The organism is Paenibacillus sp. 2TAF8 (assembly GCF_052114825.1).
GTDB lineage: Bacteria > Bacillota > Bacilli > Paenibacillales > Paenibacillaceae > Paenibacillus.
Map to the genome: position 1 here is coordinate 1 of NZ_JBFRFN010000035.1, position 26,617 is coordinate 26,617.

Below are 26,617 nucleotides of genomic sequence, written 5' to 3' on the forward strand. Positions count from 1 at the left end.
TCCACTTTCCAGGAGCAATCGGCTTTTGCCAAGTCCGATCATCAATTACTTTTACAAATTCATTGAAATGCTCAAACTGGTCTACTAGTTTTTTGTTCATCTTCTTTAATCCCTCCTGAAGTGACTTCACATGGATTTCCTATAACGTTCCTGTATTCATGAACCCCAAAGGGGTTGTCTGCTGAAATCCCTCTCCGAAATCCATCCGCAGACCAAGGCTCCCAAGGAGCCGCTGCTTGAATATTATGTTAGGTGAAGTTGCTGTCATCTTCGAAATACTAATTATTCTCTACACGTTTCATTATTGCATAGTGAACTCGACCATCATCATCCGACTTCATTATTACCCATAATTGTAATTCACTATCTATAAGTTGTATTTCATGATGATCTAGAAGATTCACAATCTTTATTAATATCAAAGGAAGTCTTTTATGTATTTCATCAATATTCTTTTCTTCACCATATGGATTATTAGCGTGTAGTACGCCTCCACACATATTATAAATTTCATCAAATTCTTCTCTTTTTAAAAAATCTTGATCCAATGGTTCAGTTCTCACTACTTTACCTGAATCATCATCTAAAACTTGTTTTGTTGGTACAGGATAAAAATAAGGGTTAACTCGTTCAATATCCTGTAATATTAATTTTGGATTCCAGTGTGTTGCAAACTTTGTAAATTGTTTTGAATATTCCTCTTTATTCGCCGCAAGAGATGATAGAGCAATTAATTCCAATATTTTTCTGATTTGCAAACTAATCATCTCAACATCGGTATTAATATAACCGGATGTTTTTACTCCTTGTAAATACAACATAGCAACGTCAGTTCTTAATTTAATTTCTTCCATACAATTAAGATATTTCTGAATGTCTTTATTCATCCTTGATCCCTCCACTAATATATTCCGCATTAATTTCACCTAACATCTTATTTATGTACTTCGTAAATACCACACATTCAAGGTAATATCTGAACTACGTATATGATAACCTATGGGATGATATATGCGAAGAAAAATTTGGTGAAAAAGGGAGAAGTTTGAGATACTCAATCTCCCATATCCATACGATCCAGCGGGCTCTGAATACGCTGAATATTTTTCGTGCTAACATGCGTATATCGTTGCGTTGTTTGTGTACTCGTATGACCAAGAAGCTCCTGAATATAGCGCAGGTCTGTTCCATTTTCCAGCAAATGAGTAGCGAAAGAGTGCCGCAAAGCATGAATGCTACACTTTTTTACAAGACCCGCTCGTTGTCTAGCTTCTTCAAAAACCTTTTGTACGCTGCGCTCCGTAAGATGTCGATCTGAAGATTGTCCCGGAAACAACCAACGATCGGGTTTATATTTGGCAATGTATTTCTGCACCATTTCCCAAGCAAAATTGGAGAGAAGAGTTCTCCGATCCTTATGACCTTTTCCCTGCCTTACGATAATGGTCTGACGCTCAATATCCAGATCTCTATAGCGTAGACGAACGACTTCGCCTACACGAAGTCCTGCCGAATAGGTTAGATAAAGAATCGTCTTATGCTTGAGATTAGTCACAGCTTTCAGCAATTGGGTAACTTCCTTTTCCGACATGACATTGGGCAGCTTCGTCTGCTTTTTGGGGCGTATATATTGAATCTCCGCAGGATGATGGAGAACATGTTTACAATAGAATCGGATTGCACTAATTGTCTGATTCACACTGGAATGGGAGACTCCTCGCTCAAGTAAACTCAAACAATATGTTTGGACACTAGATGCACTGATTTCTGTATCTAATTGAGGAAGGTTAGTTATAAACCGTTCAATCTGATTACTATATGCTTTAATCGTTTTGCGACTGTATCCTCTTAATTTTAAGGCTTGCTGTAAGTGATCTCTTTTCCATTTGGGATATTCCCCACTTAATTTCCAGTTTCTCAATATGTCACTCTCCACCCACAACTCCGGGGAAATCTCTACATCTTGCGCGTCAAAGTGCTTTGTAAACTCCTGAAGAGATACTTCTGAGAAGGGGATAATCCAACGTTTTGTATCAGACTCCCACTTTCTTCCTGTTACCTGACGAATGCGCTGGATATGCACCGGATTATATGGAATTTGTGCATACAATGTATCAGCGGAGCCTTTGGTTAATATGATGGCAGCTTCTGTTCTGTTGTTCATACGACATTCTCCTTCAGCTCATTTGGATTGAATTTGGAAAATAAAAAAGAAGATCATCTTCATCCCCTAAGGGAATCCAATGATCTTCCGATACTTTCGGAACTATAGTCGCTGCACCTACATGGCAGCGGCTTCTTCTCCCAGCGGCAGCGTGTAATACTGCGCCTGCTGGTCTTCGTGCTGCTGGTATACGACGACCAGCAGCGTTTGGCCTTTCGCGGCAAGCGGGCTCGCGCCAGCTAGCACACGCTCAAGCCGGAACGGAAGCACGTCCAGTACGGCGTGCTTCTGCAGTTCCTTTTCGCCGAGTCTCAGATCGGCGAAAGCACGGGCACCCATGACCGTCTGTGCGGTCATGGCCGAGGTCATCGGCAACGCACGCGAAGCGTTGCCGTGCCCCATGTCCGCCGCTCCATCCGCGGCGGACTCTACTGCGTCGCGCGCTGCAAGCGACGCAACATCCCCGGCATGGCTGCCGATCACACCCGCCGCATCAGCGGCAGTGTCCTCTCCGGCAGCCGCCGAAGTTCCCGCAGCGGCCGTTCCACTCGCGCCGCTGCTTTCCAGCCATGCCGAGCCAGAGGCACCGGCAACACGTGGCAATCGAACGTCTTCTGGACGTTCAGCCAACGTTTTCATATAGCCTGCCCATTGATCTTTCTGGAGCACATCCTCCCACCAGATTTTACGAGGCTTGTACTTATGTCCCAGGAAATAATCCAGCTTCATCAGACCCAGCACGATATCCATATGYGGTGTGTTCCGTGACTCCAGGAAGCTGTGCAGACGAGTAAACAAATCCTCTAGCTGGTGCCCGATCTTCTGCCAGCCCTGACCCTCCCAGTAATCGCCAAAGGCCTGGAAGAAATCAAACGGTGAATCAAACTCCTGCTCCATCAAATACTTCAGCGTATGATCCATCCGGTGCGCGTTCCAGTACTTCTCCAGCACATCCTCCAAGCGTTTCAGGCGCACGATGTCGCTAAACGGCAACACGTCACTGCCCAAAATCTCATACGGCGCATGATCCATGTACGTATAATTGTACTTTTCCGCATCCAGACGCAGTCCCGTACCGCGAAGCATTTTGAGGAATCCAAGCTGTAGCTCTTCCGGCCCCAAAGCAAATACATCGTTAAACGTCTTGCGGAACGTATTATAATCTTCCTCCGGTAGTCCTGCGATCAGATCCAAATGCTGGTCGATCTTGCCGCTGGCTTTGACCTTGTTCACCGTACGGCTCAGCTTGGCAAAGTTCTGACGGCGTTTCACCAGTTCATTCGTCGGATCATTCGTGGACTGCACCCCGATTTCGAAACGGAACGTACCCGGCGGCGCATTCTCCGCCAAATAGTCGAGCACCTCAGGACGCATAATGTCAGCCGTAATTTCAAACTGAAACACCGTTCCCTGATGATTCTCGATCAAAAATTTAAACATCTCCATCGCATAATCCCGTTTAATGTTAAACGTACGATCCACAAACTTGATCAGCTTCGCGCCCTTCTCGATCAGGTACAGAATGTCCGACTTCGTCCGCTCGATATCGTAATACCGTACGCCAACCTCAATACTGGAAAGACAGAACTGACAACTAAACGGACAGCCCCGGCTAGTCTCAAAATAAACAACCCGCTTCCCGAGATCCGGGATATCCTCTTCAAATCGATGCGGCGAAGGCAGATCATTCAAGTCCGCTTTCGGGCGTCCTGGCATGAGAATAACCTCTTCCCCTTTGCGATACGCCAGTCCATAGACAAAATGAAACTTCTTGCTGCCTTCAAGCTCCGTCAAAAGCTGATGCAACGTCTCTTCCCCTTCACCCATGACGATAAAATCGACATTTGGAATCCGGTTCATCCAATATTCGGTGTCGTAGGACACCTCCGGCCCGCCCAGCAAAATTTTCACGTCAGGCATAACCTTTTTCAAATTATCAATCACCTTGATCGTCTCTTCAATGTTCCAGATGTAACACGAAAACCCAATCACATCAGCACCGCGTTGGTACAGATCCGACACAATATTCATGACCGGGTCTTTGATCGTATACTCCGCGAGCTCAATATCAAAATCCTTCTCACTGTACGCCTTCAAACACCGCAGCGCGAGCGAGGTATGGATGTACTTTGCATTCAAAGTCGATAAAATTACCTTCATGGTTCACAACCTTTGCCTGGACACCCAGACCCTATATTTTTTGGGAAAAGTAAAGCTCCACAGCCATCCTTCCCCGGATGCTGTTCAGACAAACATCTACGCAACTCTGAGCCTTATCTATGGCCACACTTGCACAACTCACACCAGTATCCGCGTCAGTAAGCGCATCACGTACCAATACACGCGCAGGACCTATTAACAAGATCTAAAAACAAGATCTAAAAACAAGATCTAAAAACAAGATCTAAAAACAAGATCTATTAACAAGATCCATTAACCAGTCCGTATGCTAAAACGTCCGCGACTCATAAACAAATCCCCAATTTGTCTTTCGAAGAGTGGACACCTCTTTGAAAAACACATACACTCTCCGGCGGAATAGAAACAAGATCTATTAACCAGTCCCTATTCTATAACCGTCCATACCTCATAAACAAATCCACAATTTGTCTTTCAAAGAGTGGACACCTCTTTGAAAACATATACACTCTCCGGCCGACTAAAAGCACAATATATAGACTAATTCACATAAAAATCACTATATACTGTGCCAATACTCGTTAGCAACTTTTAACGTCCATGTCCACCCTTTGAAAGACAATCTCGCCCATTTTGTCTACTGTACATAGACACACTTTATGAGATACTTATCCTGATTTTTGAATCCGTTTCTATTCCGATCTTGTCTCTGGTACTGGTTCTTATTGTGCTCCTTGTGTTGCTTCTTGTCTTGCTCGTTATCTTGTTCTACTTCTTTATCTGCGTATGATCTAGTTCTATTCTGTTTTTGTTCACGTTCTTGCTTCTGATCTATATAAGTTGCACTAAAGAATGTACACAATCCACTATTGCTCTCGTCAATCCAGGCCATTAGTCAAATATCGCCCATCCCCCATCGCTCATGGCTATTGCAAGTCCGCCACCCTCTACTGCGAGCGCTAACGATCAGGAGAAGCCTTATTTCGGCATATTCGGGCTTTGGAAAATTCTAACGATCCCCAGAGACGCTATTCTGCTGAAATCAGCTTGATCAGGCTCATTTTTCAGGATTTTGAATGAAATAAGCTTCCTGGAGATCGTTAGATTTCAAATGTACCCGATTCATGGAAAATAAGCTCCATGGTGATCGTTAGCATTCCATGTTCTACTTGAGCAGACTGCAAAGGTTTTTATTCTTGCCCCATTCAGCGCACTTTGACGATCATGAACCGTTAATTGGCATAATGTCGTTTCTTTAGTTCTATATATAGTTTCTGTTTCTGTCCATATCTCTGTCTGTCCTAATTTCTATCTCCTAAACTTTAGTATAATCTCTATCCCCTAAAACTTAGTACAATCTCTAATCTCTAGGTTTTAGGTTTTAGGTTTTAGGTTTTAGGTTTTAGGTTTTAGGTTTTAGGTTTTAGGTTTTAGGTTTTAGGTTTTAGGTTTTAGGTTTTAGGTTTTAGAATTTGTCTTCAGGCACAGGTCGCTGATCACAGATCAGATATCACTTGTCTCTGGTCATTTATCCTCATCACTCATGACATATCAATATCACATATCACTCATATTCATAAAACGCGTCATCGTCCGTGTCCACTTCTTCACCCGATTGCTTCTGGAAAAATTCCAGGAACGGCAATCCGTACTTGCGGTACTTGACCTCACCGACCCCTTTAATGGTCAGCATGTCACGTTCTGTCTTCGGACATACCACACTCATCTCACGCAAGGTGGCATCGTTGAAGATAATATAGGATGGCACATGTTCTTTGGCGGCCAGATCACGACGGATCAGGCGCAGCTGTTCAAACACCGTTTCGTTAACAGCCGAAGGCATTGCATCACGTCCGCGACGTCCGCCGTAGTTCGTACCGGAAGCTGTAGCTGCTGTTTTGCGCACAACACGCTGCATGACTTCACGTTGGCCTTTCAGCACTTCCACCGCCAGCGGCTGCAGACGTACTACGGGATATTGTCCCTCAGACAACATCAGATACCCTTCGGATACCATCACGTTGATGATCTCGGCAATTTCGCGCTCTGTGCGATTGCCCATGACTCCATATGTCGGCAAGGAATCGAAGCCGTAGTCCAGCACCTTTTTGGCACGGGAGCCTTTGAGCACCGACGCCACAAGAGATACCCCATAGCGTTCACGCATGCGGTGAATGCAGCTGAATATTTTTTGCGCATCAATGGTCATATCCACCAGCTCACGTTCGTCTGTACAGGAACTGCAAATGCCGCATGGCTTGTCCTCGTGCACTTCACCGAAGTAATCCAGCTGCGCACTGCGCAGACAGCGTGTGGTATAACAGTAATCCACCATCTGTTGCAACTTGCGGTAATCGTTCGCTTTGCGGTCACCCTCCATCGGGTTCTGCTCAATCAGGAACTTCTGAGTAATGATGTCCTGTGCTCCGAATAGCAAAATACACTGACTCGGCTCACCATCCCGTCCTGCACGTCCGGCTTCCTGTACATATGCCTCCATATTCTTCGGCATGCTGTAGTGAAGCACATAACGTACGTTGGACTTATCGATCCCCATCCCGAATGCATTCGTTGCCACCATCACGCGGATATCATCATACAAAAACTGTTCCTGGCTCTGAGCCCGATCATCGTCCGTCATCCCTGCATGGTAACGTCCTGCGGGCAAACCTGCCTGCAGTAAACGCTGATGCAGGTCGTCCACGTCCTTACGGGTCGCGGCGTATACAATACCTGGCTCGCTCGCATGTTCGCGCGCATAGTTTAAGACAAAATCTTTTTTGCTCTCGCCGCGCAGCACGCTAAACGCGAGATTATCTCGCCCAAGTCCGGTCACATACGTCTGCGGGTCCTGCAAACGCAGCAGCCGCAGTATATCGCCCATGACCTCGGGCGTCGCTGTCGCCGTAAAGGCCGCAACCACCGGCCGCTCCGGCAAACTATCCACAAACGGCGCTACCGCGAGGTAGCTTGTCCGAAAATCATGTCCCCACTGTGACACACAGTGGGCCTCATCCACGGCAACGCAAGAGATCGGCAGCTGCCCCATCTCATCGCGGAACCAATCCAGCTCCAGTCGCTCCGGCGCGACGTAGAGCAACTTCAGCTCACCGCGCTGCGCCGCGCGGATTCGATCATTCACTTCTCTGCCGCTTAACGTACTATTAATATAAGCGGCGGCAATGCCCGCGGTCGTCAGCGCATCGACCTGGTCTTTCATCAAGGATATTAGCGGGGAGACGACCAGCGTCAGCCCCGGATATAACAAAGCGGGAATCTGGTAACAGATCGACTTCCCGCCTCCGGTTGGCATAATGCCCAGCGTATCCTCATATTCAAGCAGGCTGGAAACGATCTTTTTTTGACCCTCACGAAAATCGGGATAACCATAATATTTTTGCAGAAGACCCTGTGCTTCTTCTAAAGTAGGTACTTGCACACTCATGTAAAGACTCCTTACTTGTCACCGGTGTTCCTGCACCAGCTTGGTTCTATCCGATTCTGACATCTGGACGCGGGCATCAGCGCCGCATCTCTGACAACAAAATGGCGTTCTCATGACTTGTTCGTCAAGCAAAACGCCGCTCCCTTTAGTTTAACGGGCACAGCCCGAATGAGCAACCGCGTTTTCCTGTAAAAACCTGAATCTTCTCAAACACAAATAAAACAACCGTTCATCCCGGGTGGAGACGAACGGTTGCTTTCCTTTTCATAACAAACTATTTTAGCTGTCACATGCGGTTTTAGCTTTTAAACAGTTCTATCTTTTAAACAGTTTTAGCTTTTAAGCGCTTTTACCTCAGACTCTGTTAAACCGCTGGCTTGGACGATAACCGAAACGTCAATTCCTAGTGAAAGCATGTTTTGGGCAATCTCCAAAGCTTTTTTTTGTTCTCCTTGAGCCAATCCCTTTTCCGTAGCCCATTCAATCATCGAGGCCTCATCATGCAAGTACTTTGACGCGCCTCATACAAACGACGCGCCTCCTGATCCTGACTTAGAAACTCCAACGTATCCATCGCTTTTTTCAATGTCGGCTCATTCATTTGCAGTACCTCCCAATTGGATTTGTCAGCACCCTTTAAGAACAAAAGCCAGTTAATTAACCCTCCATCTATAGGGACAGATTGAGCGTCAAGCTTGGAAAGTTCCATAAAGTGTACTTCTATATCATCACTCAGTTCAAGTCCAGTGTGATCTTCTCTCAGATGAAAGATATTATGATATCGCTCGTTGGCAATAAATAAATAATTTAGAATATTAATCGTAACACACTTCTTCAGTTCTTCCTCCATTCTCAATTTCCCGACGCTGCATCCCTGACATTCATGCTATAGTACAAGCCTTTTCGCTCCATCAGTTGCTCATGCGTGCCATCCTCAGCAATTCGTCCTTGGTTCATCACTAGAATCCGGGAACATTGACGGGCGAGCTCCATGCGATGAGTCACCAGCAATCCCGTTTTCTCTCGCACCAAGCGGCGAAGTTGTTGCATGACAAACTGCTCGGTCTGGTTATCCAGCGATGATGTCGGTTCATCCAAAATATACACATCTGAAGTTCTCATCATAAGCCGGGCAAGGGACAGACGCTGACGCTGTCCACCTGACAGATTGGCTCCTTTTTCTTGCAAAATCGCATCATACTGGCCTTCCAGGGCCTCAATAAATTCATGTAAACCAGCCTGTCCCGCTGAAAGTTTTACTTCATTTAATGTAGCGTCCCTGCCAAGACGTATATTCTCTTCGATCGTGCCTGTAAAAAAAGCCGGTGACTGCGACATATACGTTAGCCGGGATTGTTGATCCTGAGCCATAATCTGCTCTACATCTTCGTTCCCCAGCATCACACGTCCAAAAGTCGGCTTGATTAACCCCGCACACACCTGGCATAGAGTGGACTTTCCGGCTCCGCTGCTGCCCACTACAGCCACCAGTTCACCGGGTACCAATCTGAGCGTAATCCGATCCAGAATGGTTCGACTGCTGTTTTCATCCAACACCGTGACCTGATCCAGTGTCAGGACAGGCTGTTCATTTTGCGGAAGTCCTCTGTGCCCTGAATTGTATTCTTCCACATTATTTTGTTGCGCTCGCTGTGCTAGATTCAGCCATGTGGAGATGCGACCAAATGCGCCTATACTCGCCTGCATTTGGCTCCATTGGCTCGACAACCCTAGTACAGGCCATACCACAAGCTCAAACAGCAAGCTGCTTGCCACAACCATTCCCGGTGACAAAGCGCCCCTCGCTGCAGCTAAAGCAATCAGAAATAAGGCTGCCAATTGAGCCAGACCAAATACGGCCATCGCCACATTATCCGATACACTCAAAGTCATCTGCAACTTCGCCTGCACACGGTTAAGTGATTGTTGCTGCGTACGCAAGCGTGTAAGAAACCATGGCGAAGCGTTGTAGGCCTGGATCACAGACACACCTTCCATGTACTCTTGAATCTGCTGCTGTGACTCACCCTCCATCGATTCCACTTCATCCGATAACCTTATAATGCGCTGGTCATACACCCTGGCCGTAAACCAGATCGCCGCCGCACTGACAAGTGCAATGACTGCAACCCATGCATCTGCACGATACAAGTACCCCAGCGAGAGAACGATAATAAAAACGACCGTGACTCCTTCTGCTATAGCTTCCACCACTTCTGCGCCATGCTTCGTATCTTCTTTGATTCGCAGCATCACATCCCCGGACTTCTGTCTACGCGCCCAGGGATAAGGCATCTGGTTGAAAAGCTGGAGCAGGTTCATTGACATATCCCTATGCATAGATTCTTTGAGCCTTACTAGCACATAGCGATGCATCCCCAGTAATACGATAAACCCGATCAACACTGCGATAAAGGTTATCGCCGTAGCATTCAGTTTCTCCTGTCCGCCGTCATGGATTGCATCAACGAAAAATCCCTGCACAAAGGCCAGACCCCAATCGAACACCGCGTCCGCTGTAATAAAAAGAAACAAAATGATTACCGCCCATCTATAGGGCTTCATAAAGCGCACAATAATCGGCCAAACCTTTCTCAGAGATGCTGCTTCTTTGGCCTTATTCAAACCCTGATCTTCATCACTGGTATGAGGGCCCTCTTCATCACTGCTATTAGGTCTCTCCTCATCTATGTGCTTATGTTCCTCTCCATCTATACGCTCATTTCCCTCTGCATCATTGTTCTTATATTGCTCTTCCATCTATGCTCTTGCCCTCCACCTCTATACGCTCATGTTCATTTTCCATCGACACTGCTGCTTCATGTGCATCTCTTTTGTGGACACGTTTCATTCCCTTTCTGCTTATCTTCATATTCATATGACATGCTGTTCCCCCAGTTTTACTTATACTTCTACCTTTACCTTCGCGGGCTACCTCAATCTAATTCTTCACATTTCTTTTAAGAGCACTTCAGCTTTTTTGCCCTGTTATTTATTCAAACGTCTTAATTCTCTATCGATCTGACTACTCTTTCGATCTGTTTACAACTGTTCCGGCACTTCCCCGTATATTCGTTCTTCTGCATCCTGCTCCGCAAGGTAAGCAAGGTAACCATTCTCACGATTCAGCAGTTCACGGTGAGTGCCGATGTCAACAACTTCTCCATCCTGCATATAGATCAACTGATCTGCACGCTCAATCAAAGATAACCGATGAGTGACTGCTATGATCGTTGTGTCATACTCCGCAGCTAACACAGTAAATAGCTCGTTCAACTGTTGCTCATGCCACGGGTCTTGTGAGGAGGTTGGTTCATCGAGCAATAAAATTTCCGATTTTCTTAACACTGCTCTGGCGAGACTGATCCGTTGAAGTTCTCCGCCAGACATCGTTCCTTCTTGCGGCTGAAGCTCCGTCTCGTAACCATCTGTCTGGTTCATAATGGCATCATGCGCATGAGTCATACGGGCAGCAAGTTGTATTTCTTCCGCAAACACCCCTTCAGCACCAAACCTAATATTTTCTTCTACGGTTCCCGAGAAAATGAAGACTTGCTGTGGAACATAAACGTGTTTTATATCCCTTTCTAAGTCCTGAGCAAGGTATTTAAGTGCTTCCGATCCCACAGAGTCCTTGGAGGGAAGCGTTGAGTTATTTGAGTTATTAAACTGGATTGAACCGCTCGCAGGCGCATGTAAACCAGCTATCAGTTTCAGTAAAGTAGTCTTTCCGCATCCGCTAGGGCCTGTAATTACCGTAAGTTTGCCTTTGGCGGCTGTAAAAGAAATGTTCGATAACACTTCTTCTTGCTCTGCATACCTGTAGAAGATCTGGTTTACATGAACACCTTCAGTCATAAATTTGTGCTGCGGCTGAGCTGCAGCCGGTTTCTTTTTTTCCAAATCCAACATCTCAAACACACGGGACGCATGAGAAGCTGACCCAATGACCTCACTCCATAACCCTGACAGTGCTTCAATCGGACGTGTCAACTGACTGCTTGCGACCAGAAAAGCCGCCAATCCGCCTACATCCATATGTCCGTTCAGCACCTGGATTCCACCGAGATACAAGATCAGGATCATGCCCCCGTAAGTAGAAACCCGTCCAGCAGCCTCCGTCAAACGCTGTAATACCGAAACGGACATCGTACGCCTAAACACCTTATTCATTCGTCTGCTAAACTGTTGTTGCATATAACCCGAAAGTCCGTAGCTGCGGATTTCCACCGGGGCTTGAATGATATCCGTAAGCAATTCATCCCGCTCCGCTGCACTTGCATTCAATCGGTCGTGTTCTCGCTGCAGTTTTCTTCCGAGTCCTGCCGTTACCAGCGGATAGATTAATGTGAACGCAATAATGGCAAGAGCAAGTTGCAGGTTCACCCAGCTGAAATAGGCAAAAGCCAGAAGCAATTGAATCATATTTTTCGCAAGTTCGATCCCGTGTTGATTGATGCCTTTCTGAGCCTCCGTAGCTGAAGTCCATACTCTGGATGTGAGATCCCCCGTATGATACTTTGCCAGTTCTTGTGTATCTGTTCGTGCAAGGGAATGTAGCAGCCTGGACTGTAAAAACACCTGGGTCTTCTGTTGGAATAACGTCTCCGACCATGTTGTGAATAGGCTTACAATGACACGTAGCACGACAATCGAAACGCCGATGATCAACCCTGAATACATTAGAGAAAACTGTGATTCCGCTGCCCCTTTGACCAATCTGCGAATGGATTCCAGATATCCTACTTCTACCAGTGAGGCGGCCAAAGCTGCAATGAGCAGTGGGATGATGAACATGCGATATTTTCCAGTTAATTTCCATAACCGTGTCAGTATTTGGATGGGCTTATACGTTCTTTTGTCTGTTATCGTTTGGTCGGCTAACATATGTAATTACTCCAATCTTGTCATCAAATTAAGTATCTGGTTATGATATCATCAGTGATAAGGAAAAAATGAACATTTCTTGCTATCCCCTATAAATCAGGACGAAATAAGGAGTTTATATATGCAACCAGATCTACTACAGACATTGGATACGTTGTTTGATTACATAGAAGACCATATTCATGAGAAACTGACACTCGATCATCTTGCATCGATAACCCATATCTCCAAGTTCCATCTGCATCGCATGTTTAAACATGCCAGCGGGCAGTTACCTGGAGAGTATATTCGTGCTCGCAAATTAGCCCGTAGTCTGGAGCAACTGGTCGATCTGAACTGGAAAATTATCGATATTAGCGGACATTATTCTTTTGAACATGAGCAGTCTTACATTCGGGCTTTCAAACAGGCCTTTGGGATAACACCCCTGCAATATCGCAAGCAAGGTGCTGGTGATTTACGGTTTACGGCTCGTATGACTTCATCGATGATTACGATCCTTCCGTATGGATACATTTTTCATCCGATTTATGTACGGAAACCTGCGATGAAGCTTATTGGTCAGCAATCCCGGATTCGATATGTAGATAACGAGGAATATTATAAATCCAATTCTGCAGGCAACCTTTTTTATGAAAAATACTTTCATCTGATCCCTAACGTGCTACACGATAACGTATATATTGGATTGACCAATGAGATTGAAGAACATTACAGTACCTATCAGCCATCTGTTGAAGTTACGAGTTTGGAAGAGATCCCGGAAGAACTGAACGGCATCGAAGTACCTGCCAATCAGTATGCCGTGTTCAAGTTTGTCTGTGATTTTCATCCAAGCCTGATCAATATCGATCATCTGGATAGTGTCTGGACGTTTATCGATGAATACTGGCAAAGTCATTCCGGATACAGCAAAAGTGATGCTTATTATTTTGAAAGAATAGACGGCAGTCTCGCCCAGGAGCATTACGGAGAACTGGATATTTATATCCCTGCCAAACAGATTACGCTCTAAAGGAAGGTGTAGTGTTATGAAAAAAGATACGGCTATGCGTCCAGATTCATCATCCATGATCTCTCGCAAATCTTGGGTTCGCAGGCATCCAATCGCTTCCATATTTATCGCCTTGTTTGTGTTACCCATTGTGGCTTTGACGCTTTTTTTCACGCTTCGGTCCTATCTTTCCACATTTGATCGTGCCGATCAGGGTGATCTGAGCTATTCCATGCCATCGCCGAATGGAGAATACACGGCAGAACTATACGGTGTTCCCTATGGCGGCGCAGCAGGCGGGGTGACCATTTGGGTAGACGTCAGGAAAACAGCGGATAAAAACGCTTCGAATGCCAAAAGCATCTATCGAGCAGAGTTTCATGGAGGAAATCACCTCGAATGGGAAAGCGACAATACCCTTCGCATCGAAAACTGGAGCGAGTATAGTAACGAGACGGTTACCTTAAATATAGATGAAGAAATTTATGATGGATGGGGCTGGGCTTGCAGCAGCTTGCGTACAAAAGACCAGTATGTACGGTGCTTGGCGCCTGAATCGTGATCAACATATGCTGATGAAATATCGTGTCATGACAACTTCGCTTCGGAACATGGATATGGACGATAAGTTCAGTTGTTCTAAACGCGATATACACTGTTCATACTAAAACAAAGCAACAGCAAACCCCGTTCACCGACTTTCTCGGCTAAACGGGGTTTATTTTTATTAGGCCTCTGTAGAAGACCCTTATTGGATTGCTAATTTGATTCATATATTTGAAAACTATTATGATTCGTTTCAACAATGGATCGCTAGCTTCATTTTATTGGATACCTCATTTTCACTTTCCGTTTTTGTTCCTTCTTCCATATGTTACCCTTCGCTTTCTTTCCTCTGTTTGCGAATTACGGCTTCGAGCTTTTCCCGATTCCCGATCAGACCTGGATCATCCGGCAGATATTTTCTAGCTTTGGTGTTATGCAAAAGCGCCTGCTCCCAGTTGCCCAGATGGGCATAACAGAGCGAGAGCCGGGCATGCGGCAGCCAGGTTCGGCATGCCGCTGGTACGGGGCGGAGACCCGGATCACGGCTGCTCACATCCACCGCCTGCATATACCAATAGATGGCGGTGATAATTTCTTGCCGCTCATGGAAGCAGGCGGCAATGGCGCAGCAGAAATCGGCATGCGGCAGGTCGTACTGGAACGACTGCAGCAATGCACCCAGCTTACGGCCCGGCTCGCCAAGCCGCTCATGACATTCCGCCAGCCTTGCGCAGGCAATGAGCCGGTCCTCGCGGTAACCGCTGGGCTGCTCCAGCAGCTTCGCGTAACCGCGTGCCGCCGCCGCGTAGCGCTGGCGGTCATAACATTCGCCTGCATAGTAAAACAGCAGGCGTCCCAGGGCTACGCCCTCTTCGGCGATCCATTTGCGCAGGATGCGCACGTTTCGCGCCGAATGATTGCCCGCCTCGCGGCGATGGGTAACGGCAATATCTGCCGTCATGACCTCGCCTTGTGGGAAGCGCAGCTGCTCGTGTAGCCGGTCATGCCAGCGGCACCCGGTATCCCGCTTGACCAGGCGAAGCCGGCGGTCCGCCACCAGCGGACTTCCCTCCGGCCCCTCGGCCAGCGTATAGCCCATAATCACACCCGCCGTTTTACCTCCGGACGGCAGCTGCTCTTTTAACGCCGCAAGCTTTGCCCGTTCCGTGGGCAGCAGCACATCATCCGCATCGAGCCACAGAATATACTCCTGTGTAGCCCGTGCGAACGACTCATTCCGAGCTGCGGCAAAGTCGTCATTCCACGTATACGTATAGACCCGGCTGGTATACTTTGTAGCAATGTCAATCGTTCGATCAGACGACCCTGTATCAAGGATGATAATCTCATCCATAAGGTCGGCCACCGAGTCAAGACACCGTGCCAGCGTGCGTTCTTCGTTCTTCACAATCATACACAAACTGATGGTGATCACGTTTTGAGCCCCTTCCCRCCTTACACGTACTGATGCAACACAGTCAAAAAAGGATTTTGCACATTCTAAAATTTTTAAGAGTTCTATGCGTTATATACGTTCTAAAATTTCTAACGATCACAGATGACCCTATTTAGCACATTTCAGAGCATTCTAAAATCTAACGATCACAGATGATCCTATTTTCGCATTTCAAGCCTAAATTTGAGGGAAATCGGTGGTTTTAAGGTAAATAACGTCGCTGGTGATCGTTAGAATTCTGTGAGCTTCGAAATGACCTAAATAAGGCTTCTGGTGATCGTTAGAAAAACTTGCCTCATTTTACGCGCTGTATTCTCTATAGTAATTGGTACTGGGAGTGGGAGTGTTGCTACTGCAATGACTGTAGGTGTCGGAGGTGCCCATACTAATGGTGCAATCACTCACAGTAATACTTGAGTTAGTGTGGTTAGCGTTTGAGAAGTGTTGAAGTTAAGGTTAGTGTTCGTGTAACTAGTGTAGTTCGTATACTGTTACCATAGTTGGTGTGATCACTGGTATTGTTCTTGGTGTCAGTGGTCAGCATGATAGTGATACATTTACTAATGTTTGGTCTGGTTTCGCGGTTAATGTGCTTGTTAACGATGAGAATTCTTGTATAGTGACCGTTCTGCTCGTGCAGTCACTGAGAGTAATACTTGAGTTAGTGCGTTACTTTTTATGAGGTGTGAAGTGTGTAAAGTTAAGGTTAGTGTTCGTGTCGTTCGTGTTTTTGTAGCTAGTGTAGTTCGTGTGTTAGTGCGATACTGTTGTTGAAATTACAGGTATTGCTCCTAATGTTAATGGTCTACATGCTAGTGATACAATTGCTAATGTTTGGCCTGGTTTCGTGGTTAATGTGGCTGTGAATATCGATGTTAATGTAGATGTGGACGATGAAAGTGTTGTACATGGTGTCCTTGCTTCTGTGTGGTGTTGGTGTTGGTGTTGGTGTTGGTGTTGGTGTTGGTACTTTTGTCAGTGTTTAAGACTCTGCTTATCTCCTTACCCTACTTACTCTTCCTCTCCTACCCTTCTTCATTCTCCTGACGACGTAGCCGTTTCAGTTGCTCCACGGCACTGTCCAGCGCTTTTTTGCGCTGTTTCATGGAGCGAAGATGCTGCTGCTCCAACTCTTCAAAATGAATATGATCCAGTTTCGTCCAGTCCAGCACTTGGTTCAGAGACGGCTTTACGTCGAGCTGTATTTTCTGCCGTTTGCGCGCCACACAACATAGATATTTATGATGAACTTCCAGTTTCAATACTTCAAAATACGGTAATAAACACATAGCCAGATTACTCGCATAGAACGTCTGTTTATGATCATAGAATGGATGATAGCCATAAGGAACAGTAACGATGAGTGTACCTTCCTCTCCGAGCAGACGGTGAACTTGCAATAGCAGTGTCTCGGGATGCGCAAAATGTTCGAGCACTTCCCCCAGCAGTACAGTATCAAAGGTTATTCTCGCCTTCCATTGCGTGATGTCCAGCATGCGGAAATCGACATGGTTACGGACGGGCTTTGATTCTTTAGCCAGCTCCTCTTGCGCATAGCGAATGCTTTCTTCCTCCAAATCCACACCTGTCACACGAAACCCTTCACGCCCCAGCAAAATAGACGTAATTCCCTGACTGCATCCCACATCCAGAATACGTTTGCCTGTGGTCTCCCTGCACATCCAGTGCACGCGGGTCCTCGTCGCTTCATGAGAATCTTCGGAATTAATCTCTCCGTAATAACGTTCGTTCACCCGATCATGATTCGCCATAGCCATCTCCCGTTTTCCCGTGCACATTTTTCACATCTTGATCCGTCCATGCATCGTGTTGGCTTCCATGCGATTCACTGTTCTCGTTTTCTGCACCTTCACCCGAGGTAACACTCTCGCGTTTCGTATGCGAAGTTCTTTCATGTTGTCCTTTTACATCTGCCCCTGCTGAATCTCCCTCTCTCGTGACCTGAACGCTGTTATTATGACCTTCCAATCCTACCGCTTCATGCTCTGTATCTTGAAAACCCTCTTTCTCCATCACTTGTTCCTCATGCTCTACATGTTCTGTTTCTTCATGTTCAGCATCTTCCACAACTTCTGCATATTCCACATGTACCTCGCGGCCTTCATGCTTTACATGTTCTGATTGCGCACCCGTATACCCTTCAGCACCCTTCTCCTGCCCTAAGCTCTCTGAAATCCTGCTGTAATGTCGTTCCGGCTGACCAAGCACAACAATATTATCTCCGCGGCATCCGGCTGTGGCGTTACGTGTATCAAAAATCAGCGGTGCATGATCCGCCATCTCCTGATAATCAAACGCGGAGTGGTCTGTCGTGATGATCACCAGATCGGCCCATGTCCATAATTCGGGCGAAGCAGCCCGGGACTGGAGCATGGAACCATCATCTTGACGGAATACGGGCACCATCGGATCGGTGAAAACAACTTCGGCGCCCGCTGCGCTCAGCAGCCGAAAGACGTCGAGCGCAGGGGATTCGCGCAGGTCGTCAATATCTTTTTTGTACGCCATACCCGCGAGTACAACGCGGGCGCCGCGAATGGAATGACCACGTTGCTCCAGCAGGGCTGCTGCACGTTGAACTACATGCTCTGGCATCTGCCTGTTGGTCGCATCTGCAAGCTCAATGAATCGCAGCTCCGATCCTTGGCGATTGGCTGCCCAAGATAGATAGATCGGATCAATCGGAATGCAGTGTCCGCCAATACCCGGCCCAGGATAAAACGGCATGTACCCAAACGGCTTCGTTGCCGCTGCCTGTAACACTTCCCAGATATCCACTCCCATCTGCTCACAAGCCGGGGTCAACTCATTAACCAGCGCAATGTTTACGCTGCGAAACGTATTTTCGAACAGTTTGGCTGTCTCGGCAACCGTTGTCGAGCTAACAGGTACGACTTCGTTCAGAAACGAGCCGTAGAATTGTGTTCCATAATTCAGACAGGCGGGAGTCGAACCGCCGATGATTTTCGGTGTGTTTTTCACCCCATAATGCACACTGCCCGGATCAACCCGCTCCGGAGAATAACAGACATAGAAATGTTCACCTGCAGTCCAGCCGCGCGCTGCTTCTACAGGCTGTTTCACATGCTCTTCCGTTGTGCCTGGATATGTGGTGCTCTCCAGAATGATAAGGCTGCCCAGCTGAAGATAGGGGGTCATGCCCCCTACGGCTGATGAGATATAGGATATATCCGGCTGATGTTTATCCGTTAACGGAGTCGGTACACAGATGACAATGACATCCGCACCTGCAACTGCTGCATAATCTGTGCCTGCCGTTAATAGATTTGCCTCCAGCAGCGTTTGAAGCACCTCATCTTCAATGCCGATAATATACGAATGGCCTGCGCGTAGCTTAGCCACTTTGCCTGCATCGATATCAATGCCGTGCACCTGGTAACCGGACTGTGCCATCTCAACGGCCATCGGCAGCCCCACGTAACCAAGACCGATGACAACAGCCTTCAGGGAGCGGTCATGAATGCATTGAAGCGTGGTCTGCTGTGGCTTCGGGTAGAGTTGCTTCAATCGTTGCTGTTTCCGGCCACGGTGCTCTCCTGGAGTCTGTGCCTGCTTCTCCTTTTCGTCTTGCCCTTTCTCTTCAAGATTCAGGCTGTTCTCACTCATCTCTTCCACCTCCAAACGTTCCGCCTCCCTTCCGTTAGTCGATATATCCTCCTGCACGCAAAAACGCAGCAATCGCCGGTTTGTTCATCATTTCACTGTCAGAGCGATACTGATCAAATTTCACACGCGGCAGATGATCATAATGTTTCGTAAGACCTTGATCGGCATGCTCCGGCAAAATGACATAATACTGCGCATCGTACTGGCGTGTGCGCGGCGCTTCGAATGGCGAGATCAACACTTCGTGCAGCTTCTCCCCTGGACGAATGCCGGTCACTTTATAATCGCCTGACGGGCGGCCTGCCTGTTCGAGCATGACAGAAGCCAGCTCGGTCATGTTGCAAGCTTTCATTTTCATCACAAACGTCTCTCCGCCCACTGCCGCTTCCGCAGCTTTGAGCAATAGATGAATAGCCTCGGTGCGTGTCAGGAAAAAGCGAGTCATGCCTTCATCTGTAATGGTCAGGCTTTTGCCTTCGTCAATCTGTCTGCGGAACAAAGGTACAACACTGCCGCTCGTGCCCAGCACGTTGCCGCCACGGATGCACACAAATCTTGTTTTCTCGCTCAGCCAGTTGGCACGAATCATCATTTTTTCGCCCAGTGCTTTGGTCATGCCATATACGTTAATCGGATCGACTGCCTTGTCGGTGGATACGTCAATGACTTTCGGAATCCCCATACGGATGGCCGCCCGAATAATATTCTGAGTTCCAATCACATTCGTTTTAAATGCTTCATCCGGCTGATCCTCACAGACCGGGACATGCTTCAGCGCTGCCAGATGGAATAGCACATCCACGCCTTGGCAAGCCTCCTCCACTGCTCGGTAATCTCGAATATCTCCAATGATAAAACGCAAACGCGGATCATGGTTGAACTCCCGCTGCATTGCGATCTGAGCATACTCGTTCCGGGAAAGCAGTCGAATCTCCGCCGGGTTCTGCGCAAGCAGTACCTCCGTTAGCTTCTGACCCCAGGAGCCAGTTCCTCCGGTGACCAGAATTGTTTGTCCTTGAATCATGGATGAATCCCTCCTGTTCAGATCATAAATTCACGTAATACCTGCGCCATCTCCTCGCGGCTTAAGCGGTCTTTAGGCGGTACTTTTTTGACGGACGTGTTGCTGGAATGCACGATATTGACGTAGTTCCGCGGTGCAAGCAGCTCATGTGGCAAGTCGATCACATTCCCATGCGTTCCTCGGCCCGGAAGTTTTACACGATATCCCGCGGCATACTCCGCTGTCTTGTAGAGATAGACATAAAATTGAGGGGAGCGGTGAAATGCCGGAGCCATCTCGTTGTTCACACTGTCCCACAGATAGCCATTCTGATTAATCAATGCCATCGTTTCTGGCTGAGGCTGTACTTCATAGAGCTGCTGCACAAATGTTTTGTGATACAGATCATCCGAATCCAGACGGGCAATATAAATGTTTTCTACGTCTTTGGCAAACTCCAGAATCGCACGTACACTCTCGATATGGGTTCCAAAACGAATATTCGAAGGCATCGGCTCCTGGCTCGCCAAAATCTCCTGCATCAGCTCCCCGGATTCTTTCGAAAGCTTCACCACTGTCAAGAAATTTTGATTGGTCTGAGCCTTGAGACAATGCAATGTAAATGTGCGAAAAATGGTCATACGGCGCTCCAGCCATTCGCGGGTCAGCCGCTGCGGATCTAACCCGTAGTTATTGAAGTTAATTTCAATCACAACTTTCCTGGACATACCCTTCCTCCTCATGAACGCTGTAAGCCTATATGGCGAGTACAGACGTTTTCATAGTTTTCTTAGAATGAAATCTCGTATCTACGAAACTCGTTCCTCGCGCTGATCGCTTACACTTCAATTCTCTTAAATGCCAGCACTGTATAACGTATGAACTCCTGAACATTCCGGCACCGACATATGTACTGATTTTCTTATAAATAGATTGATATACACCCCAAGTTATCTCTTGGAGGTCGAACGCACAGATCACGGTTTCTCTCGCAACATAGAATAGAGGAGCTTGATTTTCAAAGGGGGCTGGCATTCGGAATGAATTCTACTTATCTAGAAATGCAGGACGTGCTGGATCAGCTTGAAACAGCTTTGCAAGAGAAGCGACCATTCTCACTGGTGCGTGTGGGGGATGGTGAAAATATCGTGATGTCGCAAGAATCCGTATGGCCCATGGAGCAGGTACTCCAAGAGCGCTGGGCGGTCAAAGCTAATCTCGGACAAAAGGGGCTGCGGCTTCCCAACCTGAAAATGCGGGACGAAGTCGCTGCTTCGTTGAAGCGAGCGACCATTGTGGGTGTCCTTCCGCGTGGAGACAACACTATTAAGGCTCCCGATTATCTCAAACGGCCGTTAACCGATATGATCTTTGCTCACTACGGCATCGCGCCTGCGCTGACCTGCCATGCTTGTGTGAATCGTGAACTTGTGCAAGTACCTCGGTTCTGGCAGATCCTTGCCGGCAAACGTGTGTTGCTCGTAACGCGTGAACTGGATGAGTTACAGGCCGCACTCGTTAAGGAGCCTTACCATCTCGACATCGTAAGTACACTGGCGTTTGACAACTATGATCAGATGGATGAGACCTTGCAATGGATTCAAACGCATCCGGATGATTTTGATGTTGCTCTGTTCTCTTGCGGTGTTAACGCCGTCATTCTTGCAGAACGAACAGCAGCACTGGCTGGTAAAGTCGCTATCGATTTCGGCAAAGCCAATAACATGATTTTGAAAGGACGCGCCAACTAAGCACCATCTACAATATCCATTTTTTCCTCATACCCATGATCGATAGCCCCGCTTGTATCTCTACTTCTCCCTTTCCTTCTATATCAATGTCTTTCAACTCTCTCTTATAAATTAATGCTCTTACAATCCTGCTTCATCTCAAACTCAAAATCCCCGCCTACCGAGGCGGGGATTTTGACTTATATCTTGATTGCAATGTAGCTGACGCAAGTACAACAACGTTACGATAAGGTTGAATGATAGTAAGCCCTGAATGACATTATATAACGTGGATCTTATGTGACCGAACTTCCCCTATTCTTTTTCTAAAGTCTCTCTAACATCTCTCTATAGTCTACCCCGTCTTCCTTTAGTTGGTCGCAGCAATACCATAGAACATCTCCGGCCCGGTTCGCACAGCTGTGGATACACCGGAAATGAATGACGTATATACATTTTCCAGCGCTGGTGGTGCAGCCAAATCCTGAGCTGTGAACGAATGGAACTCGGCACCGCCATTTTGCCCGATTGTACCTTCTGCACGATAGATGATGAAAAACGGATCGTACTGAAAACCGCGCACAATCTCTACAACAAACGTATCGCCCAGTTCTCCCGTAACACCTACCGTGCCGTTGAAGGTAATGATCGGATTAATGACCCCCTGGGTCTGAAGACCGATTACACCGAAGGGTTCAGGAGATTCAGACAAAGGTAAGCCTGGTGCCCCTACATATCCCGAGTTCTCCGAGGTTCTCATATCGAGAAACACGCCCATGAAGTAACACCTCCAATGCTATGGGATATCTTATCCTATGAATCTGAAATCTCTTCGGATTGGATGGTTGGCAGATTTGATGAACCTATTTTTAATTCCACGCAGTTAATGGTATATTGAACTGCATAACGAAATGAACGGATCGTATGCACACAAAGGGTACAGGCTGTTCAGAAGGAGATAGTTATTCATGAATAAACGTAAACGTGCAAGCAGCGGTACATCTGCCAAAGGAAAATCATATGGAGGTTCTTCCAAGCCGCATTCCGGCCGCTCCAATACTTCATCATCCAAACCGAATTCCCCTCGATCAAGAGATGCTGCCAAGAATGTTTCAGACACCCATTCGCCCGTGACCCCTGCAAAAAGCGGTGGTAAAGGTGCCAAACCGGCTAAGATATCCAAGCGTCCGGGCAATGCACATTATCGCAAGTCCGAACCGCCACGTCAGTACAAAGTAACGGAGCCGGATGAACTGCTGAATTTTCTGCTGAAACATCTGAAGTCCGGACGAAATGCCGTAAAATCCATTTTGGGACGTGGGCAAGTATCCGTAAATGAGAAAGTGGTGACCAAGTTTAACGAGCCGCTGACGCCTGGACAGGTTGTATTCATCAGCAAAGAAGGCGCAGTTGCCGCTCCTTCCCTGACGGGCATCAACATTTTGCATGAAGACGACGACATCATTGTGATCCGCAAGGAAGCTGGATTATTGTCCATCGCAGCAGACAAAAGTGACGATCTGACCGCCTATCGCCAACTTATGACACATGTGCGTCGTACCAATGAACTGAATCGGATTTTCATTGTGCATCGTCTGGATCGGGACACCTCAGGTGTGATGATGTTTGCCAAAAGTGAAGAGGTTCAGCAGCAGCTGCAAAATAACTGGAAAGAAAATGTACAGGACCGTGTTTATGTCGCACTGGTTGAAGGCGCAGTAGCTCAAGAAGAAGGCACCATCTCCTCTTGGCTGAAGGAAACCAAAACGCTGAAGATGTACTCCAGTCCCCGTCCAAACGATGGACAACATGCTATTACTCACTACAAACGTCTGAAGTCGAACCGCGAGTTCTCACTGCTGGAAGTACGTCTGGAAACGGGCCGTAAAAATCAGATTCGTGTGCACATGGAGGACCTGGGACATCCGATTGCAGGGGATCGTAAATACGGCGCACGCACAAGAGATCTTGGACGTCTGGGACTACATGCGCGTGTACTGTCATTTATTCATCCTACAACAGGCAAGCTGATGACGTTTGAAACGGATATTCCGAAGCCATTCCTATATCCGTTCCGCGGAGAGGCTACACCAGCTACGCCCGCACAATAACGTGCTCATACGAAGACGGATGGAATGGCTGGAATGATGTATCACACCTTGACTCCGTCCGTCTGAAAGGAGGTTCTCACGTTTGCAAAACCTGTTTATTACCGGTTACCGCGCACATGAACTACAAATTTTTGGCCAGAAACACGAAGGCATTCCCTATATAAAAAAAGCCATCGCCTCCCGACTCACTCCTCTTGTTGAAGATGGACTGGAATGGGTGCTTACTCCCGGTCAATACGGCGTTGACCTGTGGGCCTGCGAGGTTGTGCTGGAGCTGAAACAGAGCTATCCACATCTGAAGCTGTCGATCATCACCGCTTTTCAGAACCCTGAGGAACAATGGAAAGAAGACAAACAGGAGTACTATCGTTCCATCCTGTCCGGAGTGGATTATTATGGCGCAATCAGCAAACAGCCCTACATCGGGCCGTGGCAGTTCACTGCACGGGACGATCTGCTGCTGCGCAAAAGTGACGGCCTGCTGCTTGTCTATGACGAGGATGCCGGAGAAGGCAGCCCCCGTTTTGTGAAGGAAAAAGCGGTAAAGAAACAACAGAACGAGCATTATCCGATCATTACGGTCACTTCCGAGGACATCCAGTCTGTCGCGGAGGAAGAACGCATGAATGATTTTGCTTATGATGAAGACATGCCTTTATAACATTTGATGCTGCGCAGCCAATGCTGTGCAGTTTTTTTCTATCATTCCGGACTCCATGTTTTTGGACTGAACCCTGTTCTCGGACTACACTCTACGATCGGTGGGACGTTATAACTCATTCATACACTGTGTTAACGGTGCTTAAGTTGAACTCTAGGAAGCAGCCCCGCTCGCCACGAATTGCAAACTCATGTTTTTTTTCGAGCAAGGTTGGGTATAAGTAGTATTAAAACTGCGATTTCTATGTCGTATGGGACAAAGGGGAACTGCAACCATGACTTTAACGCCAGAGCAGCGTATCCAGCTGCACGGGTTCAATAACCTTACCAAGTCACTCAGTTTCAATATGTACGATATCTGTTACACCAAGACCAAAAAAGAACGCGAAGCTTACATTGAATATATCGATGAACAATATAACGCAGACCGGCTGACTCATATTTTGAAAAATGTATCGGACATCATCGGAGCACACGTCCTGAATGTGGCGCAGCAGGATTATGTGCCACAGGGCGCCAGTGTAACGATGCTTGTCTCGGAAGGCCCCATCGTGGAGATTCCCGAAGAATCATTCGATGAATCGCCGGGTCCACTGCCTGATAATGTGGTCATGCAGCTGGACAAAAGCCACATTACCGTGCATACCTATCCCGAATTCCACCCTAGCGAGGGCATCAGCACTTTCCGTGCCGATATCGATGTATCGACCTGTGGTGAGATTTCACCGCTGAAGGCGTTGAATTACCTGATTCATTCGTTTGATACGGATATTATGATTATGGATTATCGCGTGCGCGGTTTTACGAGGGATACCAGCGGGCGCAAGCTGTTTATTGACCATGAGATCAGTTCGATCCAGAATTACATTCCGGACGAGATCAAAAGCGGCTTTGATATGATTGACGTGAATGTGTATCAGGAAAATATTTTCCACACGAAATGTAAGCTGAAAGAATTCGATCTGGATAATTATCTATTCGGGTACACCAAGGACAAGCTGAGCCAAGCGGAACAACAGGAGATCACCGAGTGGCTGAAGCTGGAGATGGACGAAATTTATTATGGCAAAAATATTAACCGCTCTTCTGAGTAAAATGGAATAGAACTAAACGAGAACTAAAGACAATCCAGATGATGATCGGCTTCCAGAATAGAAGTTGGTTCTCATATGTTTGTCTTTTTTTCGTTGCCTGTTAACGAGTTGTTGACCGGATATGATATCTATGGATGCTTAATGTGGAGCTTTATCAGCTTGACAGTGTGTGGGCGAATTTCTTAAAATAGAGAGAACTGCATTCGGATGCGGTGAAGGAGGATCGAGGCATGTTCGAAACGAATACGACCAAGCGTAATGAGTCCCTTTTGCAAGCCTTAAATGCCAGGCACGCAGCCATCACGAACAACATTGCTAACGCAGATACGCCCAATTACAAAAAGACAACCGTTGAGTTTCAAGATGAGCTTAGACGTATCATCGAGAACGGTAATACTGGACAACTCAGGATGCAACGCACACATGAGAAACATTTTCCAGTAAGCAATCCGAATGCGTCCATCGTTCAGTACCGGGTTATGCAGAACAACGAAACAGCCATGAATAATAACAACAACAATGTAGATATTGATCAAGAGATGGCCATGCTTTCCGAGAATCAACTGATGTATAACTACATGGCTGATCGCGTCAGCGGACATTATAAAAAAATGAAAAATCTATTGAATGATTTAAAATAATGAGTAGCAGCCCTTGCGGCTGTTTTTTTTGTGTAAAAATGTCTGTTCCCGTTTCCCTTTGCTCTCATCCTAACCACCTCTTCGTCGCCAAGCCTTGGT

The 26,617-nt window shown here is 47.0% G+C and carries 19 protein-coding genes and 1 pseudogene; 7 read left to right on the forward strand and 13 right to left on the reverse strand.

Features of this window, described 5'->3' with window-relative positions; genetic code table 11:
* Positions 1–278: 278 nt before the first annotated feature.
* The 7 genes and pseudogenes from AB4Z30_RS28475 to AB4Z30_RS28505 all read right to left on the reverse strand — a co-directional run bounded on the left by AB4Z30_RS28475 (position 279) and on the right by AB4Z30_RS28505 (position 12,635).
* Complete coding sequence (locus AB4Z30_RS28475) at positions 279–887, reverse strand: hypothetical protein (RefSeq protein WP_441931003.1); 609 nt, start codon at positions 885–887, stop codon at positions 279–281.
* Positions 888–1,054: 167 nt separating this feature from the next.
* Positions 1,055–2,164 (reverse strand): tyrosine-type recombinase/integrase, encoded by a 1,110-nt coding sequence (locus tag AB4Z30_RS28480; protein ID WP_441931004.1) that lies wholly within the window; start codon positions 2,162–2,164, stop codon positions 1,055–1,057.
* 117 nt (positions 2,165–2,281) lie between these two features.
* Positions 2,282–4,324, reverse strand: coding sequence for a B12-binding domain-containing radical SAM protein (locus AB4Z30_RS28485; RefSeq protein ID WP_441931005.1), 2,043 nt, complete (start codon positions 4,322–4,324; stop codon positions 2,282–2,284).
* Positions 4,325–5,867: 1,543 nt separating this feature from the next.
* Positions 5,868–7,748 carry a DNA helicase RecQ gene (recQ, locus tag AB4Z30_RS28490; protein ID WP_441931007.1) on the reverse strand — a complete coding sequence of 627 codons (1,881 nt, stop codon included), beginning with the start codon at positions 7,746–7,748 and terminating at the stop codon, positions 5,868–5,870.
* A 332-nt stretch (positions 7,749–8,080) separates the two neighbouring features.
* Positions 8,081–8,586: pseudogene (locus AB4Z30_RS28495) on the reverse strand (Rpn family recombination-promoting nuclease/putative transposase); the annotation flags it as partial.
* 14 nt (positions 8,587–8,600) lie between these two features.
* Entirely contained in the window at positions 8,601–10,508 is a 1,908-nt protein-coding gene (locus AB4Z30_RS28500; protein WP_441931008.1) for an ABC transporter ATP-binding protein, read from the reverse strand.
* A 282-nt stretch (positions 10,509–10,790) separates the two neighbouring features.
* Positions 10,791–12,635, reverse strand: coding sequence for an ABC transporter ATP-binding protein (locus tag AB4Z30_RS28505; RefSeq protein WP_441931009.1), 1,845 nt, complete (start codon positions 12,633–12,635; stop codon positions 10,791–10,793).
* A gap of 121 nt (positions 12,636–12,756) precedes the next feature.
* Here AB4Z30_RS28505 and AB4Z30_RS28510 point away from each other — a divergent pair, with 121 nt between their 5' ends.
* Together AB4Z30_RS28510 and AB4Z30_RS28515 are read left to right on the forward strand one after the other, a co-directional pair.
* A complete protein-coding gene (locus AB4Z30_RS28510; protein WP_441931010.1) occupies positions 12,757–13,650 on the forward strand; it encodes an AraC family transcriptional regulator in 894 nt (297 codons plus the stop codon).
* Positions 13,651–13,666: 16 nt separating this feature from the next.
* Positions 13,667–14,191 (forward strand): DUF5412 family protein, encoded by a 525-nt coding sequence (locus AB4Z30_RS28515; RefSeq protein ID WP_441931011.1) that lies wholly within the window; start codon positions 13,667–13,669, stop codon positions 14,189–14,191.
* A gap of 312 nt (positions 14,192–14,503) precedes the next feature.
* Here the strand turns inward: AB4Z30_RS28515 and AB4Z30_RS28520 are convergent, their stop codons facing one another.
* The 5 genes from AB4Z30_RS28520 to AB4Z30_RS28540 all read right to left on the reverse strand — a co-directional run bounded on the left by AB4Z30_RS28520 (position 14,504) and on the right by AB4Z30_RS28540 (position 21,010).
* Complete coding sequence (locus tag AB4Z30_RS28520; RefSeq protein ID WP_441931012.1) at positions 14,504–15,610, reverse strand: glycosyltransferase; 1,107 nt, start codon at positions 15,608–15,610, stop codon at positions 14,504–14,506.
* A 1,046-nt stretch (positions 15,611–16,656) separates the two neighbouring features.
* A complete protein-coding gene (locus AB4Z30_RS28525) occupies positions 16,657–17,403 on the reverse strand; it encodes a class I SAM-dependent methyltransferase (RefSeq protein WP_441931013.1) in 747 nt (248 codons plus the stop codon).
* Positions 17,390–19,279: a nucleotide sugar dehydrogenase gene (locus AB4Z30_RS28530; protein WP_441931014.1), complete on the reverse strand. Its 1,890-nt coding sequence runs from the start codon at positions 19,277–19,279 to the stop codon at positions 17,390–17,392. Before AB4Z30_RS28530 ends, AB4Z30_RS28525 begins: the two co-directional genes overlap by 14 nt.
* 34 nt (positions 19,280–19,313) lie before the next feature.
* Entirely contained in the window at positions 19,314–20,303 is a 990-nt protein-coding gene (locus AB4Z30_RS28535; RefSeq protein ID WP_441931015.1) for a polysaccharide biosynthesis protein, read from the reverse strand.
* Between the two features lie 17 nt (positions 20,304–20,320).
* Entirely contained in the window at positions 20,321–21,010 is a 690-nt protein-coding gene (locus AB4Z30_RS28540; protein ID WP_441931016.1) for a glycosyltransferase, read from the reverse strand.
* 312 nt (positions 21,011–21,322) lie between these two features.
* On the opposite strand from AB4Z30_RS28540, the gene AB4Z30_RS28545 reads away from it, so the two are divergent.
* Positions 21,323–22,033: a GT-D fold domain-containing glycosyltransferase gene (locus AB4Z30_RS28545; RefSeq protein ID WP_441931017.1), complete on the forward strand. Its 711-nt coding sequence runs from the start codon at positions 21,323–21,325 to the stop codon at positions 22,031–22,033.
* A 349-nt stretch (positions 22,034–22,382) separates the two neighbouring features.
* Here the strand turns inward: AB4Z30_RS28545 and AB4Z30_RS28550 are convergent, their stop codons facing one another.
* Complete coding sequence (locus AB4Z30_RS28550; protein ID WP_441931018.1) at positions 22,383–22,790, reverse strand: hypothetical protein; 408 nt, start codon at positions 22,788–22,790, stop codon at positions 22,383–22,385.
* 190 nt (positions 22,791–22,980) lie between these two features.
* Between AB4Z30_RS28550 and AB4Z30_RS28555 the strand changes: the two genes are divergently transcribed.
* The 4 genes from AB4Z30_RS28555 to flgB all read left to right on the forward strand — a co-directional run bounded on the left by AB4Z30_RS28555 (position 22,981) and on the right by flgB (position 26,518).
* On the forward strand, positions 22,981–24,123 hold the full coding sequence (locus AB4Z30_RS28555; RefSeq protein ID WP_441931019.1) for an RluA family pseudouridine synthase: 1,143 nt from the start codon (positions 22,981–22,983) through the stop codon (positions 24,121–24,123).
* 82 nt (positions 24,124–24,205) lie between these two features.
* The gene (locus AB4Z30_RS28560; RefSeq protein ID WP_441931020.1) at positions 24,206–24,784 is read left to right on the forward strand and encodes a DUF1273 domain-containing protein; all 579 of its coding nucleotides are present in this window, start codon (positions 24,206–24,208) and stop codon (positions 24,782–24,784) included.
* Between the two features lie 274 nt (positions 24,785–25,058).
* Positions 25,059–25,877 (forward strand): adenosylmethionine decarboxylase, encoded by an 819-nt coding sequence (gene speD, locus AB4Z30_RS28565; protein ID WP_441931021.1) that lies wholly within the window; start codon positions 25,059–25,061, stop codon positions 25,875–25,877.
* A gap of 230 nt (positions 25,878–26,107) precedes the next feature.
* On the forward strand, positions 26,108–26,518 hold the full coding sequence (flgB, locus tag AB4Z30_RS28570; RefSeq protein ID WP_441931022.1) for a flagellar basal body rod protein FlgB: 411 nt from the start codon (positions 26,108–26,110) through the stop codon (positions 26,516–26,518).
* The last annotated feature ends 99 nt before the right edge of the window (positions 26,519–26,617 follow it).

What these genes read in the sequence shown, in the direction of transcription:
- AB4Z30_RS28535 (WP_441931015.1), bottom strand. Translation starts at nt 20,303, where the DNA reads ATGATTCAAGGACAAACAATTCTGGTCACCGGAGGAACTGGCTCCTGG.
- speD (WP_441931021.1), top strand. Translation starts at nt 25,059, where the DNA reads ATGACTTTAACGCCAGAGCAGCGTATCCAGCTGCACGGGTTCAATAAC.
- flgB (WP_441931022.1), top strand. Translation starts at nt 26,108, where the DNA reads ATGTTCGAAACGAATACGACCAAGCGTAATGAGTCCCTTTTGCAAGCC.
- AB4Z30_RS28555 (WP_441931019.1), top strand. Translation starts at nt 22,981, where the DNA reads ATGAATAAACGTAAACGTGCAAGCAGCGGTACATCTGCCAAAGGAAAA.
- AB4Z30_RS28550 (WP_441931018.1), bottom strand. Translation starts at nt 22,790, where the DNA reads ATGGGCGTGTTTCTCGATATGAGAACCTCGGAGAACTCGGGATATGTA.
- AB4Z30_RS28500 (WP_441931008.1), bottom strand. Translation starts at nt 10,508, where the DNA reads ATGGAAGAGCAATATAAGAACAATGATGCAGAGGGAAATGAGCGTATA.
- recQ (WP_441931007.1), bottom strand. Translation starts at nt 7,748, where the DNA reads ATGAGTGTGCAAGTACCTACTTTAGAAGAAGCACAGGGTCTTCTGCAA.
- AB4Z30_RS28525 (WP_441931013.1), bottom strand. Translation starts at nt 17,403, where the DNA reads ATGGCGAATCATGATCGGGTGAACGAACGTTATTACGGAGAGATTAAT.
- AB4Z30_RS28545 (WP_441931017.1), top strand. Translation starts at nt 21,323, where the DNA reads ATGAATTCTACTTATCTAGAAATGCAGGACGTGCTGGATCAGCTTGAA.
- AB4Z30_RS28515 (WP_441931011.1), top strand. Translation starts at nt 13,667, where the DNA reads ATGAAAAAAGATACGGCTATGCGTCCAGATTCATCATCCATGATCTCT.
- AB4Z30_RS28475 (WP_441931003.1), bottom strand. Translation starts at nt 887, where the DNA reads ATGAATAAAGACATTCAGAAATATCTTAATTGTATGGAAGAAATTAAA.
- AB4Z30_RS28505 (WP_441931009.1), bottom strand. Translation starts at nt 12,635, where the DNA reads ATGTTAGCCGACCAAACGATAACAGACAAAAGAACGTATAAGCCCATC.
- AB4Z30_RS28480 (WP_441931004.1), bottom strand. Translation starts at nt 2,164, where the DNA reads ATGAACAACAGAACAGAAGCTGCCATCATATTAACCAAAGGCTCCGCT.
- AB4Z30_RS28540 (WP_441931016.1), bottom strand. Translation starts at nt 21,010, where the DNA reads ATGTCCAGGAAAGTTGTGATTGAAATTAACTTCAATAACTACGGGTTA.
- AB4Z30_RS28510 (WP_441931010.1), top strand. Translation starts at nt 12,757, where the DNA reads ATGCAACCAGATCTACTACAGACATTGGATACGTTGTTTGATTACATA.
- AB4Z30_RS28530 (WP_441931014.1), bottom strand. Translation starts at nt 19,279, where the DNA reads ATGAGTGAGAACAGCCTGAATCTTGAAGAGAAAGGGCAAGACGAAAAG.